Origin of the sequence: Nocardioides sp. BE266 (assembly GCF_031457855.1) — a bacterium.
Lineage (GTDB): Bacteria > Actinomycetota > Actinomycetes > Propionibacteriales > Nocardioidaceae > Nocardioides.
Genome location: NZ_JAURTI010000002.1, coordinates 378,076 through 394,687, shown reverse-complemented (window position 1 = coordinate 394,687; position 16,612 = coordinate 378,076). Strand labels below are relative to the sequence as shown.

Below are 16,612 nucleotides of genomic sequence, written 5' to 3'. Positions count from 1 at the left end.
CGTCGGGCCCACTTACGAGGTCCTCCAGTAGTCCAACCGCCCACGGGCGGCCTCGATGAGGTCTGCGGTGAGGGGAAGGTCAGTCCATCCAAGGACGGCGGCCTCGAGGCTGAGCTCCAGTCGGCCTGCGGCATGGAGGCTTCGAGTCGTTCGGCTGGTGGCCAGGTCTTGCAGCAGTCGGTGCAACGCATCGAGCGGCGATTCTGCCGCGACGACCGCGTTGTAGTCATCCGGCTCGATGTCGGTTTGACCCGAGATCCCCGCCACCACTTCCCGAGTCCGACGGCGCAACTCGTCCGCCACTTGGTCCCGCAGCGAGTGTTCTCGTGCATTCGATCCCGGAGCAGGAGGCGACGCAGGCGGAGTACGACGCTGACTAACCTGCTGACGGGACTGCCCGCCCGCAACCTCGGCCAAAGCCTCCAAGAGCTGCAACAGGTAGGCACGCGCGTTCGAGCCGATCCGACCGTCCCCCGCGATCCTGTTGACTGCGGAGGTGACTTGTCTCGCCATGGACGGACCGGTAGGGAGCTGGCCGTCCAGGAGGGCGCGGATGATGGCGCGGTAGTTGGAGACGAACCCACTGGAGCCCACCCCGAGCTCGGAGGCGATCTGGTGCGCCGCGAGCCCCTGCTCGGACAGGCGATACACGTCGCCTAGACGACTATGGTCGGCATCCAGGAAGGTCTTCAGGGTTCGACGGACCGCGTGATCGGGTGGCTCGAGTCGCGCACTCATGGCCTGTACCCGCCTCGCGCCGGCCTGCCCTGCAGGATGCGCCTCGGTGCTCCGGTGAGCGCGAGAATGTCTTCGACGTTCTCCTTGGACAGCTCGGCGAGCATGACCGGACCGCGTACAGCCCAGGACGACGCCAGCGAGGTTCCAGCCTTCTGTTCGTGAATCTTGAAGGGTGCTGACAGACGTTCTACAGGCTGGAGGAAGAGCTTTCGGTCGCCCGCCGGGCCGGCGACCTTCGCGATCACGCAGAACCCCACGATTGCCTGCTCATCGGTCTGGTACGCGACGACAACGTCGCCAACAGACACGTCGTTCTCGAGAGCCGCCCTCGCCTGCGTTGAGCGCGTCGCATAGTGCCCGCCCCACTCGGTGGGCGTCGCCTTGTGGAAAACCATGCTCAACCAGTCGCCCCAATATCCGGCCGGGCCGCCCGCGGTGTTGCATTTGTAGAGCCAGTACCTCATGACCCCTCCTGGTATCCGAAGAACGCAAGTCGGTCCTGGGCTTGCTGGAGTACGTCGCTGGGTACGCCGGACGGCCAGGTCAACAGGTCGGCCTCGAGAGTCAGATCAAGGCGGCCTAGCTTGTTCAGCGCGACGAACGTCGGTCCGGCTGATTTCGCCATCACGACTGCGCGGAGCGCACCCAGGGGCTCCAGTGCGAGCAGGATGCCGTGCAGGTCGGGCGCGGCGACTCCCAGGACTTCAACACGTTGCACCAGCTCCTCAACGCGCTCGACCAGCATCCTGTGACTGAAGGTCTCTCCCTCCGGCGCCAAGTGAAGCGACTTTCCTGTGCCGGGAGGCTTGGAGACGTGCCCCAGCTCCTCCAGACGGTCGAACATCAGGGTTCGGAGTGGGCGGAATCGCCGACGCTCCTCGTGCGTGTCCAGGCCGAGGAGCTCCGACCACCAAGGCAGCACCCCGAGTTGGGACGGGGCGATCTGGGTCCACCCGGGCGTCGTGGAAGGGGACGCGGGGCGGGTGCGGAGGAAGGCAAGCGTTGCGTGCGCCAGTCGGTCGAGCTGCTCGGCGTCAAGGTGGGCGCCCTTGACGTACGCCGATCCCTCGGCGTCCGCCCGCCCCTGCGCCGACCTCAGGATCGACGCAACCACATCAGCGTCGATCACCGCTGATCGTCCCCTCGGCGGCCAATCGGTCGTAAGCCTCGAGGATCAGCCTCTTGGTACGGAACTCACCGAACGCAGCAACGTCCTTCCTCTTGATGATGGGAAAGGTCTCAAGGATGTAGTCGACGTCTTCGCGCCCAACCCCGTAGAGGTGGAACATCAGACCATCGAGCTCCGCGCGGAGCTGGGAGTTGGCGGCGGGGTCCAGACGTTGACTGTTGAGCTGATCCACTCGTTCGGCTATCCACGAGCCGAACGGGGCGACCTGCTCACGACTGAGCATTGGCAACTGGTTGACGATGAAGTAGCCCATAGAGGTGCCGCCCATCTTCTGACGCGCAGCGAAGTCGAATACGAGAGAGGTCCAAGCTGCCTGCAGTTCCTGTCGCCCAAGTTCGGGCATCGCCAAGAGGATCTTGTGATTGAACGCTAAGCGGGGCAGCTGGGTCGCGATAAATGTGCGCTCATCCGTGGCACGCGCTATATCTCGCCAGCCCAACATCCAGTCGTTGTACCACCTGTCGTTGAGTTTGGCGTCCACCTCTTCCTCGCGGACCCAATACCGCGGCATGACGTGGAACTTGGGATCGCGTTTCTCCTCCGGCGTCACATTACGAGTAGAACCATCCCGTTCATATGTGGCCCAGCGGGTGTCGTAGTGGTGAATCATCTTGGCCTCGTAGAGAGGAAGCATCCGCTCGACGGCGTCACCCGACCCTCGCTCGAAGACGTTGCCGGCGAGCACCCAGCCGTCCGCTTCCAGTTCGTCGCGGGTGTGGAAGAGGTGCGAGTCGTTCGACATGTGGAACATCGTCATGAACTTGATGCCCCAAGGGTTGCCGTTGACCGGGTCGTTTTCGTTGATGAGCACCGGCACGCGGCGATGGATGCCGAGGGTGATCTCGGCGTCCCGACGCGACCTGAATACCGGACAGGTCCCGGTGTTGGGGTTGAGCAACGTGATTTCTTCGGGCGTGAGGGCGAACTGCACGTCCTCCTTCGCGAGGTCGACCGGGTCGTGCAGGAAGAACGCGAAGCGCGCCGCGTCCTCCCGGTGCGCACGGCCGGCCAGGGTCAGCAGGCAGAACTTGAAGCGACTGTCCACGCCCTCGAAGAGCGGCTTGCGGTTCTCGAAGTCATAGAGGCTGGCGAGTGACCCACGCTCCACCAGGTCGCGGAAGAAGTACTGGGTCGTTGCGTCCGTGGCGATGCCGGTGGGCAAGATGACCCCCAGCCGCCCGTCCTCGCCCAGGACGGTCCGGTCCAGCTCGGCAAACACGGCGTAGGTGTTGATGTCCCCCCGCCCGGTCAGCGGGAAGCGTCCTGAGTTGCGGAGCACATGCGACTCACCTTCCGCCCGTCTCTTCGCAGCCAGGAAATCGAGGTGCAGGCCAGGGTTGTCGTCGGTCAGTTTCGCGATGAGTCGCTTCCGCGCGGCGGCGTTGGGAGCCTGTGCGATCTGCGGGTCTCGGACGGCGAAGAACTCCTGTTCCTGCAGCTTGACCCGCTCCCACGGCGGATTGCCCAACACCGCGTCGAAGCCGCCGTACCAGCCGGTGACGTCGTTGATGGCGTGCGCGCGGACATCGCCCTTCGGCTCAGGGCGTTCTGTCGGGAAGAGGTGGGGGAACTCCAGGTGCCAGTGGAAGAAGCGGTACTCCGCGGCGAGACGCTCGACCTCGGCCACGATCGCGGCCGCCTGGGGCGACCGGTCGGGTCCGAGCCACTTGGCCGGCTCCTCGGCCATCGACTGCAGCGTGGCGGTCGTGGGGCAGGCGACACCCGTGGGGGTGCGCGGCCACACGAACGCGGCACACCACGCGTCGGCGTGGAGCTTCGCGGCGCGGTAGGCGCCGGAATCGGCGTACTGCTTGAGCCGCTGTTGCTGGACGTGGATGTCGCCCAGCGACAGCCCCGCCCCGACCAGGCCCTCCGCGGCGTTGATCAGCTCCGCATTGGAGGAGCGTGGTTCCTCGGCGCCGAACAGGCTGCCCTGGCCGCCGGCCTCCTGCTTGTTGCGCTTGGCCAGTGAGGCAACGGTCTTCTTGTCGTCGCCCTCGATCGGCTTGAATGCCTCCTGCGGAAGCCCACCAACGAGCAGCTTCGGCGTCGCACCCACGAGCGCGTTGCCGACCTTGACCTGGGCATCGAGGAAGGTCAAGGGCTTGCCTGGCTCCATGGCGTCCAACCACAGCGACACCTTGGCCAGCTCGGCTGCCAGCGGGTTGAGGTCCACCCCGTAGATGCAGCGTCCGACGACCTCACGCAGGGCAGCGCGCACCTGCTCCGGAGGCGGCTCAGGATCGCCGGTCCGGGCGGCCGCCACCCGCTTCGCAATGCGGCGGGCCGCGCCCACCAGGAAGTGGCCCGAACCGCAGGCCGGGTCCACCACGGTCACGGCCAGCAGCTCCGCGACCGGGTCACCCGTCTCCGCTCCCCGCTTCTCCGCAGCGTCCAGCACCGGGTCGAGGGCGGTGTCGAGCAGCGACTCGATCAACGAGGTCGGCGTGTAGTACGAGCCCGTCGTCTTGCGGGCACTGCCCGCCGCCGTGCCGAGCGTGTAGGCGCGACGAGCACCGTCCCAGGAAGGGACGTATTCCAGGAGTGCCTCGTAGATTGATCCGAGCTCCTCGGCGTCTAGGTCGCGATAGTTGACGACCTGGGCCTGGCCAGAGCCCCGCTCCCGGATTACCGACAGCGCGCGCACAGCGCCCAGCAGCGCTTCGTTGGACAGGCTCGCGTCACCGAGGAAGTCCAGGTCCCCGGCCTCAAAGAGCCCACCGATACCGACGATGCCCAGGTCGGGCAGACCCTCGGGCGATCCCAACGCCCGCCACACCAGCAGCAGGGACTGCCAGCGGTCCCCGTGGCGGCCGCCGCGGCGCCGACGTGCTGTGCGCCGCAGCCGGTCGGTGGAGAAGTACTGCGCGTACCGCTCCCGGGCATGCGGGGCGGCGTCCGGGGACAGCAGGGCGCCACGGTCCTCGGCGACGAAGGAGAACAACAGGCGGTAGACCACTCGCAGCAGCGCATGGTTGTAGTCGTCCAGCGACAGCTCGCCCGCTTCGACACGGTGCCGCAGGTCGCCGTTGTCGGGATGTGCCAGGAATCCCGTGCCCAGGCCCTGCAGGGCCTGCACGACTCCCTCGCGCAGCTGGTCCAGAGCCCGCGAGCCGTCCTCGACCGCCATGCCGCGCCACTGCTCCAAGCGACACGACGCGGCACCGATCTCGGGGTCGCGCACCTCGAGCCGGGTGGCGTGACAGAGCGTGAAGAGCATCAGGAAGTCGCTGAAGAGCTCCCCGTCGAAGATCGCTTCGAGGTCGAACTCGACATAGGCGCTGCCCACGAGTGACGTCGAGTCGCGGAGCACCCGGAAGATCGACCCGTTGGACAGGATCGCCCACAGGTGCTCCTCGGAGCGGTTGAGCAGCTCCTGCACCAGCGACTGCGGCGCCTGCCGGGCCGCGCCCGCTGCTCCCGCAGTCAGCCGATCCAACTCGATACGCGCCCCCAGGAGGTGGATCGGCACAGGTCCCCACAGATGGGACACCGGGAAGCTCTTGCCGTCCACGGTGATGCCACCCGCAGGTGTCGGCGCGACCCGGCCATACCCCAGCTGGTCGAGCAGGATCTGCAACCACCGATCCCGCGTCAGGGTCGTGCCACGGTCCGACTCCGGCAGCCGTTCCAAAGCATCGCGGTAACCCACCCACGCAGTCCGCAGATAGGCCCAGACCCGGTTCGCTGCCTCCCGGACCGACTCCCCCGCCGCCAAGCCGTAGTCCTGGGAGTCGTACCCCGCCACCGGCGTCCGGGAGGTCGCCAGCCGCGACAGCAACCCCGCAGGCAGCAACCCGCCCTCGATCCGGACACCGACGTACGACGACTGGCTCATTAGGCACCCACCTCAGGCACGTAGACGTAGACACCGAGCACGTCGGCCGGGCGCTCCACCTTGACCGACAGCCCCCGTCGGATCTCGCCCGCCGCCTGACGCACGCGGCGGTGGGACTCAACAGTCCGCTCGGCGAGCAGGTCGCCGTGGTCGTCGAGGTGGGGGGTCAAGTCGTCGACACGATCGAGCACGCGAGAGATGAAGCTCCGAGCCTGCTCGGGTGACACGTTGCCTGAGGCCCGCGCGTCTAGCAAACGACTCACGTCCTCATCCTCCAGCCAGCGTGGGTCGCTGCTGCCACCCTCGAACGCGAGCAGGGCGGCGTCCTCGGCCACCATGGTCCGCTCTCCGCTTCGGGAGGGCAGGCTGAGGTGGAAGCGGTAGCGCACCAGGAGCAGTGTCGTCCGTGTCGACACCGAGGAGGTTCGCACGACGGCGCATCGACGCGCCGGGCGCAGCTCGGTCGGCATCGTCGGGTCGAGGGCCGCCTCGAGAACGTGGCCCGCGATCGCCGCGGTGGTGAGGTCGCTGCGATGAAGCAACGCCTCGTGCCGACCCACCGGGAAGTCCCGTTGGAAGGGCAGTGGGTCGATCCGGTCCGGGGGAATCGCGTCGCGCAGGCCCACGGGCAACGTGCCCAAGGTTGCAGTGAATCCGGTGTCGGTGGCCCGCACGGTCGATCCGAAGGCGCGAAGAGACGACTCGACGAACGACTCCACATCAGCGCGGGTGCCCAGGCCGGCGCGCAGTGCCTCTACCTCGCGGGCGACCTCCTCGGGGTGGATCGCGTGCTGGGCGTACTTCGTCTGAGACTGACGCTCGCGCTCCGCGGCGCTCTCCCAGTCGCGGGCGAGCTCGGCGGCCTTGGCGTCGAGACCGAGCTCGAGCGTCTCCTGGACCGAGTCATGTCCCCGCAGCAGCAGCCCCTCCATTAACGCCTCGACGACGGCCTGGTTGTTGTCGGGCACTGGCACCGAGACACCGGTGGCCTTACGGATCGCCTCGTGCTTGCGCAGCAGCACGTCGAGCACCAGCCCGTCGATCTGGTTGTCGCTGCCGAAGACCGTGATGGCGCGGACCTTCTTGGCCTTCTGTCCGAACCGGTCCACACGGCCTTCGCGCTGCTCGTGGCGCGTCGGGTTCCACGCCAGGTCGTAGTGCACCACGGCCTGGAACTGTTCCTGCAGGTTGACGCCCTCGGACAGGCAGTCGGTCGCGACGAGCACGCGGTCGCCCTCGACCTCGCCCAGCTCGGCGATGCGGGCCGTTCGCTCCTCGGGCGGGAGGGTGCCAGTGACCACGGCCACCGTGGTGCCCCGCAGAGCCTTGGCCAGGTGCTCACCGACGTACTCCGCGGTGTCGATGAACCGGCAGAAGACGATCGGGGGGAAGCCGTCCTTGAGCAGCTCCTTCACCTGCTTGGTGAGGACGGTGAGCTTGGCGTCGTCCTTGGTCTCGAGTGCCTCGGCTGCCTTGAGCAGAGCGCGGAGGCGACGCTGCTCGCTGCTGCCCTGCTCGGTGTCATCGGCAGCTGGTGTCGCGTCCGCGGCCTCGGTGGCCTCATCGTCGGACTGGTCCAGGACCACGGAGCGTCCGATGAGGTCTGCCTCCTCGACCGTCGCCACCCGCGCCGCGCGAGTGCTCAGTGTCTGGATCGCCGCTCGGGGCGAGGATGCCAACGCACGCAGCAGGGCCAGGGCCGACCAGTACGACACCCGCTTCTCCGCTGCGGAGCCCTCGGTGCGGACGGAGCCTCGCGCATAGTCGAGGACGTCCTCGAACACGGCGCGGTAGGTCTTGCTGAGCACGTAGGGCTGCTCGCGGGTCTCACGATCTTGCGGGAAGGGCGTCTCCTCGTCGAGATACTTGCGGATGTCGGCACGGCGGCGCTGGACGAAGTGCCGCGCCAGCAGTGATCTGCCTTCGGTGCGCTCGAGGTCGACCGTCGCCAGACGGGGATCAAGTAGACCGAGCAGGTTGCGGAACGCCTCCTCGTCGCCGCTGTGAGGCGTGGCGGACATGAGGATGAGGTGGCGGGCGGGATCCTCGGCCAGCGCCTTGACCAGCTCGTAGCGCTGGTGGCGAGCCCGGCCGCCCGGACCACCTCCGGCGACGGCGGTGTGCACCTCGTCGATCACGACGAGGTCAGGGCAGGTGCGGATGAACTCGTGTCGACGGCGGTCGGACTTGATGAAGTCGGTCGAGACCACGGTCACGGGGTAGCGCTGGAAGATGGTCTCGTCGCCGATCAGGCCCCGCTCGAGACGTCGCACGGTGCTGGAGAGCACCAGCTCGGCCTCCAGGCCGAACTTCTCCCGGAGCTCCGACCGCCACTGCTCGGCCAGCGCCGGGCTGCACAACACGGTCATCGCTCGCGCCTCGCCGAGAGCGAGCAGCTCGGCCGCGATCATCCCGGCCTCGATCGTCTTGCCGATGCCCACGTCGTCGCTGATCAGCAGCCGCACCGTCTCCTGTCGCATCGCCATGAGCAGGGGCACCAGCTGGTAGGACCGGGGCTCGACCGCGAGTCCGGCCAGGCTGCGGAAGGGGCCGGTCGTCGAGCGGAACCCGATCTGCAGGGCACTGCGGAGCAACCCTGCACTGGTCTGGTCGCCGAGATCATCTGGACTCGGCGGCGAGAAGGCTGCAGGCGTGACGCGCTCGACCGCTGGCAGGACCGCTGCGACGTCGTCCTCGGTGCCACCGAGCGGGCGCAGCACCAAGAAGTCGTCGGTGCTCTCGGGGAGGACGACCCACTCACGTCCACGGGCGGCGACCAGGCTTCCGGCTTGAAACGTCACTGGGGTGAGGTCCTTCCCGCACCGAAGACATCGGTGCGCTTCGCAATGGTTGCAGTCCACTCGTCCGGCGAACCCAAGGTGATCACGTCCCAACCGAGGTCCATCAGCCGGTCCTCGGCGCTCTCGTCACGCTCTGGGTCGGTCGCGCCGTCGTCACGGATGAACACCGCGACGGGGCTCGTCGAGCGGAACACAAGATCCGGACGTGCTCGAGCGTCCGGCACCTGCTCGTTGACGCCAGTGGGTAGGGCGTATCCGCCGTCACGCAGCAACTGCACGAGCTGCCGCTGAACCGCGGTGGCAGCTCCAGCGACCAGCGCGTCGCCGTCGGCGGGCATCGCCTCCTGCTTCGCGTCGACCAGGTGCGTGGTGGAGCGGGCCAGCTCGAGCAGCAGGTCGCGCACGGAGTGCCGGTCGATGAGCTCGTGCTCGAGCTGGTTGCCGTAGGCAAGGAGGCAGTCGTAGCAGCCACGCACGCACTGCTCCGAGGCCCCAGGGGCGTGGCCGAGGTCCTCGCCGGTGTCGGGGTGGAAGTGGGCGATCTCGAGTGCCTTCCGGGCGGCCAGCGCAAGGGCGTCGGGCTCCATCACCAGGCGGCGAAGGACGCCCGCGCCCCCCTCAGCCGACTCATTGAAGAGCATGCGCCCCCGCTCGTCGTCGTCTGGGAGCCTCTCCCCCGAAAGCTCCGAGTCCTCCAGCTGGAAGGCCGCTTCGATGCCGCGCTCCAGGGCGGCGCGCAGACTCGCCTCCACCTGCTCGTTCACTCGGTGTCCCGGGCGCAGCACGAGGATGTTGCGCGTGTCGAAGACGTAGGGGATGACCTTCTGCTTGGTCTTCACCTGGGCTGCGTCATCCAGGTCGCCGTCGTCGCCGGACCCGAAGGCATCCGCGGCGTCCCGCTCAGTGAGCCACTTGCCGCTGACGGTATCGAGCCAGAAGCCGCGGTCGCTGGGGTCCTTGCGGCGGCGGAGACCCAGGTTCGTACGTCGCACGCTCGCCGTGTCGCCGTACGTCAGGTCGGCGAGGAACGAGCCCTCGGCATCGAGGACCTCTGCGGCGGTGCGGCCCACTCGTTGACCATGCACGCTGAAGCGGTAGGACGTCTCGATCTCGAACCCCGCTCGGCGACGCTCCTCCTCGTCACTGGAGATCCGCTCGCGGCGACGGGTGAAGACGGTCTGCATGCGCATCAGACCAGGCACCGGCGGGGCCAGCTCGACGCCGCAGTTCTCGCAGACGTCGAGGCCCGGCTGCCGGTCGTGGTGGTAGCCGCACGACTCACAGCGCCGCGCCTCCTGGAGGTCGACTGACCCCACCCCCTGGCCGTGGGCCATCGGGATCTGCACGCGGGTCACTTCGTAGCGCGCGCCCTCGTGATAGATCAGCGCTCGCGGCCCGAACTCGCTGATTGCCAGGAAGCGCGGGCGCTGCAGGTAGTCACCGCCGTCCCGAGTGTCAGAGCCTTGCCGCACCGCAGGGATGTAGGCAGCCAGCGGGAGCCGCGGGAAGGAGTAGCCGGGCAGGAAGCCCTCGGAGGCGAAGTAGCGGTAGGTGTAAAAGTCGGAGTGACCGCTCTCGTCGTTCTGGTTCATCAGCAGACGGAGCTGGTTTTCGGCCTCGTTGCGGCGTGCCTTCGCGGCGTTGCGCTCATAGTGGTTGAGGTGCGGCTGGCCGACCAGTCGGTGCTGCTCTTCGCGGTCGGCCAGCGCGGCGCGGTAGAGCTGGCGCCAGCGGTTGCAGGCCGCGTTGAACGCGGTGTAAGCCCCCTCGATCGTCTCGGTGAGCCACCCGTCGTGCCACCACGGCGCCTGCGTCAGCTCAGGCTCGAGCGGCTTCATCAGCGCGGATGCACTGGCCACCGCGCGACGTACGGCGTCGGGATCTGCCAACGCCAGAGCCTTGTCCGCCCGGATCGCCAGCGTCGGCTCGTCACCGTCCATGTCCAGGAGCTGGGTCATGCGGGACTCGAGGTCCACGCCGGTCTCGACGAGCCACATGGCATGCAGGTGGCTACGCACCAACGCTTCGTTGGCCAGGTCCAACCGGGGTGCGATGACCGATCCGGCGACCATCTGGTCCGACCGGCGGAAGTAGTACTGGTCGTGGGAGTTGCCGGTGGCGCAGTAGGTGGCAACCAGGGCCGGTTGCCCGGACCGGCCGGCTCGACCGCTGCGTTGCGCGTAGTTGGCCGGCGTCGGCGGGACGTTGCGCAGCCCCACCGCGTTGAGGCTGGAGATGTCGACACCGAGCTCCATGGTCGGCGAGCAGTAGAGCAGCGGAAGGGAGCCCTCACGGAAGGCCTCTTCGCGCTGCTCGCGCTCGGCTGGGCTCACCTGGGCCGTGTGCTCTGCTGCGTGAAGGCCGGTTAGCTCCGCCGCCGCGTCCTTGTAGAGGTCGCGGAAGAACACGTTGATCTTGGCGCCCACGTCTGGCTTGACGTTCTTGCGCAGCGGATCGGGCGCGGCGTGCTCGCCGGTGCCAGGGCGCCAACGCAGGGCGCTTGCCTTGAGGCGGTAGGCGGGTCCGCCGTCGGCGTCGGGGATGACAACGGTGAGAAGGCCAGCCCGCTCCAGCGTGCGGAGGATGTCGGAGATGATGCGTTGCGCGTCGTCGGACTTGATCAGGTCGTCATAACGGGGGAAACGGCCCGGGCGGCACAGATACTGCCCCAGCCCGGATCGACCGGAAAGGAACAGCATGCCCATCCCGCGCTTGCGGTTCCCCTGTGATTGGGCGAATGCGAGGCCGACGGGCGGCATCAACTCGCGGGACGACAGCCGCCAGTGACCCACGAGGTGCTGGCGGGACTGACGCCTGATGCGGTCGAAGCCTTCTTCGGTGAGGCAGTCGACATCCACGGCGAGTGCTCGGCGCAGCTCGTCGAGCACGATGCGGCACAGCTCCTCACGGTGTCCGGCGGCGGCGTCGCGCAGCGGATCGAAGGCGTTCTCCCACAGTTCGCGATCTGCCGCGATCTCGGCCAAGGAGGCGTAGCCGATCTGGAGCAGACCGGTCTGCTCGAGATTGGGCAGCGTGATCCGTCGACCCGGCTGGATGTCGGAGTAGAGCCGGTACTCGACCAGGTTGCGGAAGGCGCGCTCCGCATGGGCACGGGCTTGGTACTTCGCGTCGGGGCTGGCGGCGTACTCCTCGAACGGCGTCGCCAGCGCCTTGACGGTCAGCTGGGCGACATCTTCGTGGTCGAGGCCGTTGTCCCCAGCCGCCTCCGCCGCGCGATACAGCGCACCACGGAGCTGGACGACCTGGATGAAGTCGTTGAAGTGTCCTGCCTGGAGGCTGGCGTCCTGACGGTTGTCGACGAACGTCAACAGCTTGCGCGCCTCGTCGGGCAGGTCGGCTTTGCGCAGGGAGCGGACGATGCTCTCGCTCAGGATGCTGACCGCCGAGCTGCGGCCCTCGCGGTCGAGCGTGGCGAGCTTGGAGTAGTCGTTGCCGCGAGTCGACTCATAGCTGACACCGCAGCGCAGACAGAAGAGGAAGGGCGACCGAATGAATGCCGCCAGGATGCTTTCACCCTCGGACACCTTGTTGCCGGAGGGGTCAATGTACAGCCGTTGCGGGAGGTAGTCGCGGCGGTTCTTGACCACCTCGCCGTCCTGCACCCACGAGTCCGGGAGCCGGCTCTCGATGAGGTGGTCCTCGGGCCAGGCGAGATCGGTGGAGATGAACAAGTAGCCGTCGAAGCGGTCGCCGCCACTGGCGTCTCGGTCATCTCGCGGCCGGAAGACCACCTCACCGTGCCGTTCCCGCTTGGAGACGTCGACGTACTCCTGTCCGCACTCGCGACAGAAGGCCAGGGGGAAGAGCAGCTTGTCCGGGTGGTTGGGGGCAGCGACCTGATAGGTGGAGGTCACCGTGCGCTTCTTCTCGTCCTCCAACGTGACGTAGACCGAGTCCCCCTTGGAGAAGAACTGGTGCAGGCGGAAAGCGAAGAGCGGTCTGTTCGTGCGTGAGTGTCGGGCGCGGGAACCAGCCAGCAGCGTGGCCCTGATGGCCGACTCGCACTCGTCGACCGTGGTGTCGGTGAGGTCTGCGAGGCGCGGCGCGGCGTGCTCCATCACCTTCTGCGGACGCTGCCGCACCAGCATCCCCGTGTCCGGCTCGTGGTCGAGCCCGAAGGTGGACTCGATCCAGCTCGAGAGCGGCCACGCCCTCAGGTCGTCGTACTCCTGCGGCACCGGGGCGTTGATGCAACTGCGCAACGCGGACGCGTCGCCGAGCTCGTCAGTGGCGCGCGACAGCGTCTCGCCTATGACGCGCTCAGGAGTGACCTCGGACCCGAACAGCCGGGTTGCGACCTCAGCGACCTTGGCCTTCTGATCCGCGACGGACCCTCCGGACGCCATCGTCGCTGAGGTCCCGATGCACTGGACGTCCGGAGCCTCGCAAGCCTCGCGGACCCGGCGCACGAGCATCGCGACGTCGGCACCCTGACGGCCTCGGTAGGTGTGAAGCTCGTCGAGGACGAGGAACTGCAGGCCCTGGGCGGCCTTCATGAGCTTCCTGCGCTCCTCGGGGCGGGTGAGGACCAGCTCGAGCATCACGTAGTTGGTGAGCAGGATGTCCGGGGGGTTCTTGAGGATCTTCTCGCGATCCTCCGGCTTCTCCTGTCCGGTGTAGCGAGCGAACGTCACGGGCTCCTTGCCCTCTCCGTAACCGAAGGTCAGGAACTTCTCGAGCTCGCCTCGCTGGCTGTTGGCCAGAGCGTTCATCGGATAGACGACGATGGCCTTGACCCCCGGCGTCCTCGGCTGGCTGAGGACGCGGTTCACGATCGGGATGATGTAGGCGAGCGACTTGCCCGAACCCGTGCCGGTGGTAAGCACGTAGCTCTTGCCCGTCGCGGCGGCTTCGATGGCCTCGCGCTGGTGCTGGTGGAGCGTGAGAGCTGTTGAGCCGGCGTCGTCGATGTCGTGCTTGACCCTGAAGATGCGCTCGCACTCGGGATGCAGCAGTCCCCCGCCGACCAGCTCGCCGATGCTTCCCGCGGTGGCGAATGCGGGGTTGAGGGATAGCCAGGGCTCGGGCCACTGATCGCCGCGCTCCAGCTGGTCGGAGACGTGCTGCTTGAGGCGCTCGTCGTGGACCTCCACGAAGGAGGTCGTGAACGCCTTGTAGTCGTCGACCAGACGCTCACGAACGTCGAAGACGTCCACAGCCCAACCTCCCCGTGACGAGTGCGGCCAGCTTCTGGTCGCCGCTTGTCACCATAGTCAGCAACTCGGCGGCTTGTCGGGGGATCGGGTGATCGCGGCGCCAGCCGCCAAGGGGAGGCCTGGGGGGAAGACTGGCGTGGCTACCCCTTGGGGTGGACCCGCTGACGACACCGGCCCTGCTGCACGACCCATTCGTGCCGATCTCGCGAGCAGAGCAACGGCGTCCTCGAGTAACCCACGGCCAGCAGTACACGGCCCGTATCGCCAGCGCTCGTCCCAAGGTCGCCCGGCAAGCTGTAGCCGTGAACCGAACGATTGATGTGGTCGGCGCTGTGATAATCCGTGACGGACTGGTCTATTGCGTGCAGCGCGGACCAAGCGGAACGCTAGCTGGGATGTGGGAGTTCCCCGGAGGGAAGGTCGAGCCTGGCGAAGGAGACACGGAAGCCCTTATCCGTGAGATCAAGGAGGAGTTGCTCTGCCGCGTCATCGTCGGCGAAGAGGTCACCACAACCGCTCATGAGTACCAATTTGGCACCGTGAAGCTGACGACCTACTACTGCCAACTCGACGACGCGGACCCCTGCATCACGGAGCACGCGAGAGACCTCTGGGCGCGACCCCAGGAGCTCGCTACTTTGACGTGGGCGCCAGCGGACGTGCCGGCAGTGAAGAGGGTCGCTCGGCGACTACTCAGGGAAGGTTAGGACGTCCAAGGGTCGTTCGACCAGGTTCAGTAAGTCCCAGGCACCTCAAGCTCGTGGTGAGTTCGGTGGTAGCTGAGGTTGTTGACATCCAACTCGTGATCGCCGTGTAAGCGAAGCGCTCCGATGACCGCGCCAGTCTGGTCGCGGACCTGTAAGTCGCTGTCCACGAACAGGCCGCCCTTGTCGAAGGCAGCGTGGTGGTTAGGGCACAGACAAAGAATGTTGCTCATGACGTCCGGCCCGTGGTGGGGCTTTCCCAGTGGCCGCACGTGAGCGCCCTCAGAGTAGTGGCCGCTCTTAGTCGAGAGCCGCGTGCCGCACACCTGACACGTGTTGTCGTACATCGCCTTCACGGCCGCTGTGATCTTCGTGTCGCGGATGACGCGTTCAGTGACCACGACCTTCGTTCCAGGATCGGTCTTGCCCGCTGGTAGCACGAGCTGAACGGGCGAATCGACGAACGGGTCGACAGGATGAGCAGACAGCTTGGCCGCATCGCCTGCTCCGGCTCCCGACCCCAGCCCTTGCCGAATGAACGCCTCGCTGTTTGCCTCGCGATTCTCCGCGGGCGTGTACCTCGCGGCCTCATCGGGAGAGAGCTGCACTAGGTGGAACATCCACCGGGTGAAGCCGTCGATCGGGTGCTTGACCGGATAATGCTTCGTCACCTTGTAGAGGCCGTCGTAGCGATACCCAGATGCCGGCGAGAACGGGCTGTCGTGACCAGCACCTCGGACAATTCGAAGCGGCTTACCTGTCTCTCCACTGGTCACGAGCGCCGCGTTGTCACTCAATGAGAGGTCCTGGTCCGCGATATGGGGGCCTCGGGGGTTGGCAGGATCTTGACCGCCGCGACCCGTGTAGAAGATCTCGTGGCCGTAGTCCTCATCAGTGTCGTACCCGCCTGAGAGCACGATCGAGGCGCAGCCAACCGTTCGATTTCCGGCGATTCCTTGCTGACGGACCTGATGAACCCCAGCAACCGTGGCGGCCGCGCGGTTCGAGTAGACCGTCCCGACGGGCTCGCCAGGCAGTTCCCCGAAGACGTAGTCGGCCATCAGTCAGCGACCTCGATGAGGAGATCGGTCCAGGAGATGTCGAGCGCCGTCGTGACAGCGTGCAGCGTGCCGAGTGTCGGATTCGCCGTGGCGGCCTCGAGCCGGCGCACCACCTGGACCGAGACATGTGCCCTACCTGCCAGATCCTCCTGCGTGAGTCCAGCCGACTCCCGTTGCGCTCGAAGCGCGGCGGCAAGGGATCTGGCTGTGGACTCCGGGAGCGGCCGGTGAGAACCGGTCTTGGTGTTCGGCACGCATCAACCCTTGTGGAGTCCATACGGCGCCACGAGAACATATATGTTCTCTTGTCATTGGCTTCGTGGGCCACCCCTCGCGTGAGCCTAGGAAAGGCAAGGCTCCGAACAGACAACGGTCGGCCGCCGGCTGACCACAAACCGAGTTACTGAACCGTGGATTGATGGCGACGGGTCTCGATGACCGCGCGAGCCGCGGACAGCGCCTCCGCGTCGCCGAAAACGAGGATGGCAATGAGAGCGTCCCACGGGTCGCCCGGGATGAAGCGGCCGTAGGCTCGGTAGTACGCGTAGTGAGCCTCGGACTCAGGTGCAACGCGGCACAATACGATGGGGCTGCCTTCCGCACGTTGCATCTCGTGAGGGTGGCTGCGGCGGCGGGACGCGGCGTCTGCAGGGCTGGTGATGTCGTGAATGGTCGTCACGGCTGGTTGCACGATCACGTCGCCGCGCTCGTCCGCGGTTCGATAGACCATGACCACCTTGGGGAGGCGACCGTACTCGTATGCCTTCTCCAGGGGGCCGCAATAGATGATGGCGTCGGTGGGCTCCACGTCCACTCCGTGCTCCAGAATGACGGGGAGTCGGTCGAGGTTGACTCCGCGATAGGTGACGCCTCGGTTGGCCATCATCAGACTCATGGTGAGGTCGTCGACCTCGTCCGGGCGGTCGTCTGGCGTCACTTCTGCTGCCCAAATCGGCACGGGAACATCGGTCCACTGCTCGTACTTCACGGCAGGACCCTATGGGGAGCCGCGCCTGCCGTCAGGCGTTGGGGCGATTCGAGTGGGCGACCATCGCGACTCGGCGAGGTGGAGCATTGAACGGTACGCAGAGAGCGTCGCCCGCC

Annotated in this window: 10 protein-coding genes; 1 reads left to right on the top strand and 9 read right to left on the bottom strand. The window is 66.9% G+C overall.

Features of this window, described 5'->3' with window-relative positions:
• Positions 1 to 12: 12 nt before the first annotated feature.
• From J2X46_RS06245 to J2X46_RS06220, 6 genes are read right to left on the bottom strand one after another with little or no spacing between them, the layout of a single operon-like run.
• Positions 13 to 738 carry a hypothetical protein gene (locus tag J2X46_RS06245; RefSeq protein WP_310248165.1) on the bottom strand — a complete coding sequence of 242 codons (726 nt, stop codon included), beginning with the start codon at positions 736 to 738 and terminating at the stop codon, positions 13 to 15.
• A complete protein-coding gene (locus J2X46_RS06240; protein ID WP_310248162.1) occupies positions 735 to 1,202 on the bottom strand; it encodes a hypothetical protein in 468 nt (155 codons plus the stop codon). The genes J2X46_RS06245 and J2X46_RS06240 overlap by 4 nt, the downstream gene beginning before the upstream one ends.
• Positions 1,199 to 1,867: a hypothetical protein gene (locus J2X46_RS06235; RefSeq protein WP_310248160.1), complete on the bottom strand. Its 669-nt coding sequence runs from the start codon at positions 1,865 to 1,867 to the stop codon at positions 1,199 to 1,201. The genes J2X46_RS06240 and J2X46_RS06235 overlap by 4 nt, the downstream gene beginning before the upstream one ends.
• Entirely contained in the window at positions 1,854 to 5,765 is a 3,912-nt protein-coding gene (locus tag J2X46_RS06230; protein WP_310248158.1) for an Eco57I restriction-modification methylase domain-containing protein, read from the bottom strand. Before J2X46_RS06230 ends, J2X46_RS06235 begins: the two co-directional genes overlap by 14 nt.
• On the bottom strand, positions 5,765 to 8,566 hold the full coding sequence (locus J2X46_RS06225; protein WP_310248156.1) for a helicase-related protein: 2,802 nt from the start codon (positions 8,564 to 8,566) through the stop codon (positions 5,765 to 5,767). Before J2X46_RS06225 ends, J2X46_RS06230 begins: the two co-directional genes overlap by 1 nt.
• Positions 8,563 to 13,743: a DEAD/DEAH box helicase gene (locus tag J2X46_RS06220; RefSeq protein WP_310248154.1), complete on the bottom strand. Its 5,181-nt coding sequence runs from the start codon at positions 13,741 to 13,743 to the stop codon at positions 8,563 to 8,565. Before J2X46_RS06220 ends, J2X46_RS06225 begins: the two co-directional genes overlap by 4 nt.
• A 302-nt stretch (positions 13,744 to 14,045) precedes the next feature.
• On the opposite strand from J2X46_RS06220, the gene J2X46_RS06215 reads away from it, so the two are divergent.
• Positions 14,046 to 14,450 carry a (deoxy)nucleoside triphosphate pyrophosphohydrolase gene (locus tag J2X46_RS06215; protein ID WP_310248153.1) on the top strand — a complete coding sequence of 135 codons (405 nt, stop codon included), beginning with the start codon at positions 14,046 to 14,048 and terminating at the stop codon, positions 14,448 to 14,450.
• 26 nt (positions 14,451 to 14,476) lie between these two features.
• Here the strand turns inward: J2X46_RS06215 and J2X46_RS06210 are convergent, their stop codons facing one another.
• The 3 genes from J2X46_RS06210 to J2X46_RS06200 all read right to left on the bottom strand — a co-directional run bounded on the left by J2X46_RS06210 (position 14,477) and on the right by J2X46_RS06200 (position 16,496).
• Complete coding sequence (locus tag J2X46_RS06210) at positions 14,477 to 15,508, bottom strand: YDG/SRA domain-containing protein (RefSeq protein ID WP_310248148.1); 1,032 nt, start codon at positions 15,506 to 15,508, stop codon at positions 14,477 to 14,479.
• A complete protein-coding gene (locus J2X46_RS06205; protein ID WP_310248145.1) occupies positions 15,508 to 15,762 on the bottom strand; it encodes a helix-turn-helix transcriptional regulator in 255 nt (84 codons plus the stop codon). The genes J2X46_RS06210 and J2X46_RS06205 overlap by 1 nt, the downstream gene beginning before the upstream one ends.
• A gap of 146 nt (positions 15,763 to 15,908) precedes the next feature.
• Positions 15,909 to 16,496 carry a hypothetical protein gene (locus J2X46_RS06200; protein ID WP_310248143.1) on the bottom strand — a complete coding sequence of 196 codons (588 nt, stop codon included), beginning with the start codon at positions 16,494 to 16,496 and terminating at the stop codon, positions 15,909 to 15,911.
• Positions 16,497 to 16,612 lie beyond the last annotated feature (116 nt).

Excerpts from the sequence above, each read along its gene's own strand:
- J2X46_RS06245 (WP_310248165.1), bottom strand. The coding sequence starts at position 738 with ATGAGTGCGCGACTCGAGCCACCCGATCACGCGGTCCGTCGAACCCTG.
- J2X46_RS06240 (WP_310248162.1), bottom strand. The coding sequence starts at position 1,202 with ATGAGGTACTGGCTCTACAAATGCAACACCGCGGGCGGCCCGGCCGGA.
- J2X46_RS06230 (WP_310248158.1), bottom strand. The coding sequence starts at position 5,765 with ATGAGCCAGTCGTCGTACGTCGGTGTCCGGATCGAGGGCGGGTTGCTG.
- J2X46_RS06210 (WP_310248148.1), bottom strand. The coding sequence starts at position 15,508 with ATGGCCGACTACGTCTTCGGGGAACTGCCTGGCGAGCCCGTCGGGACG.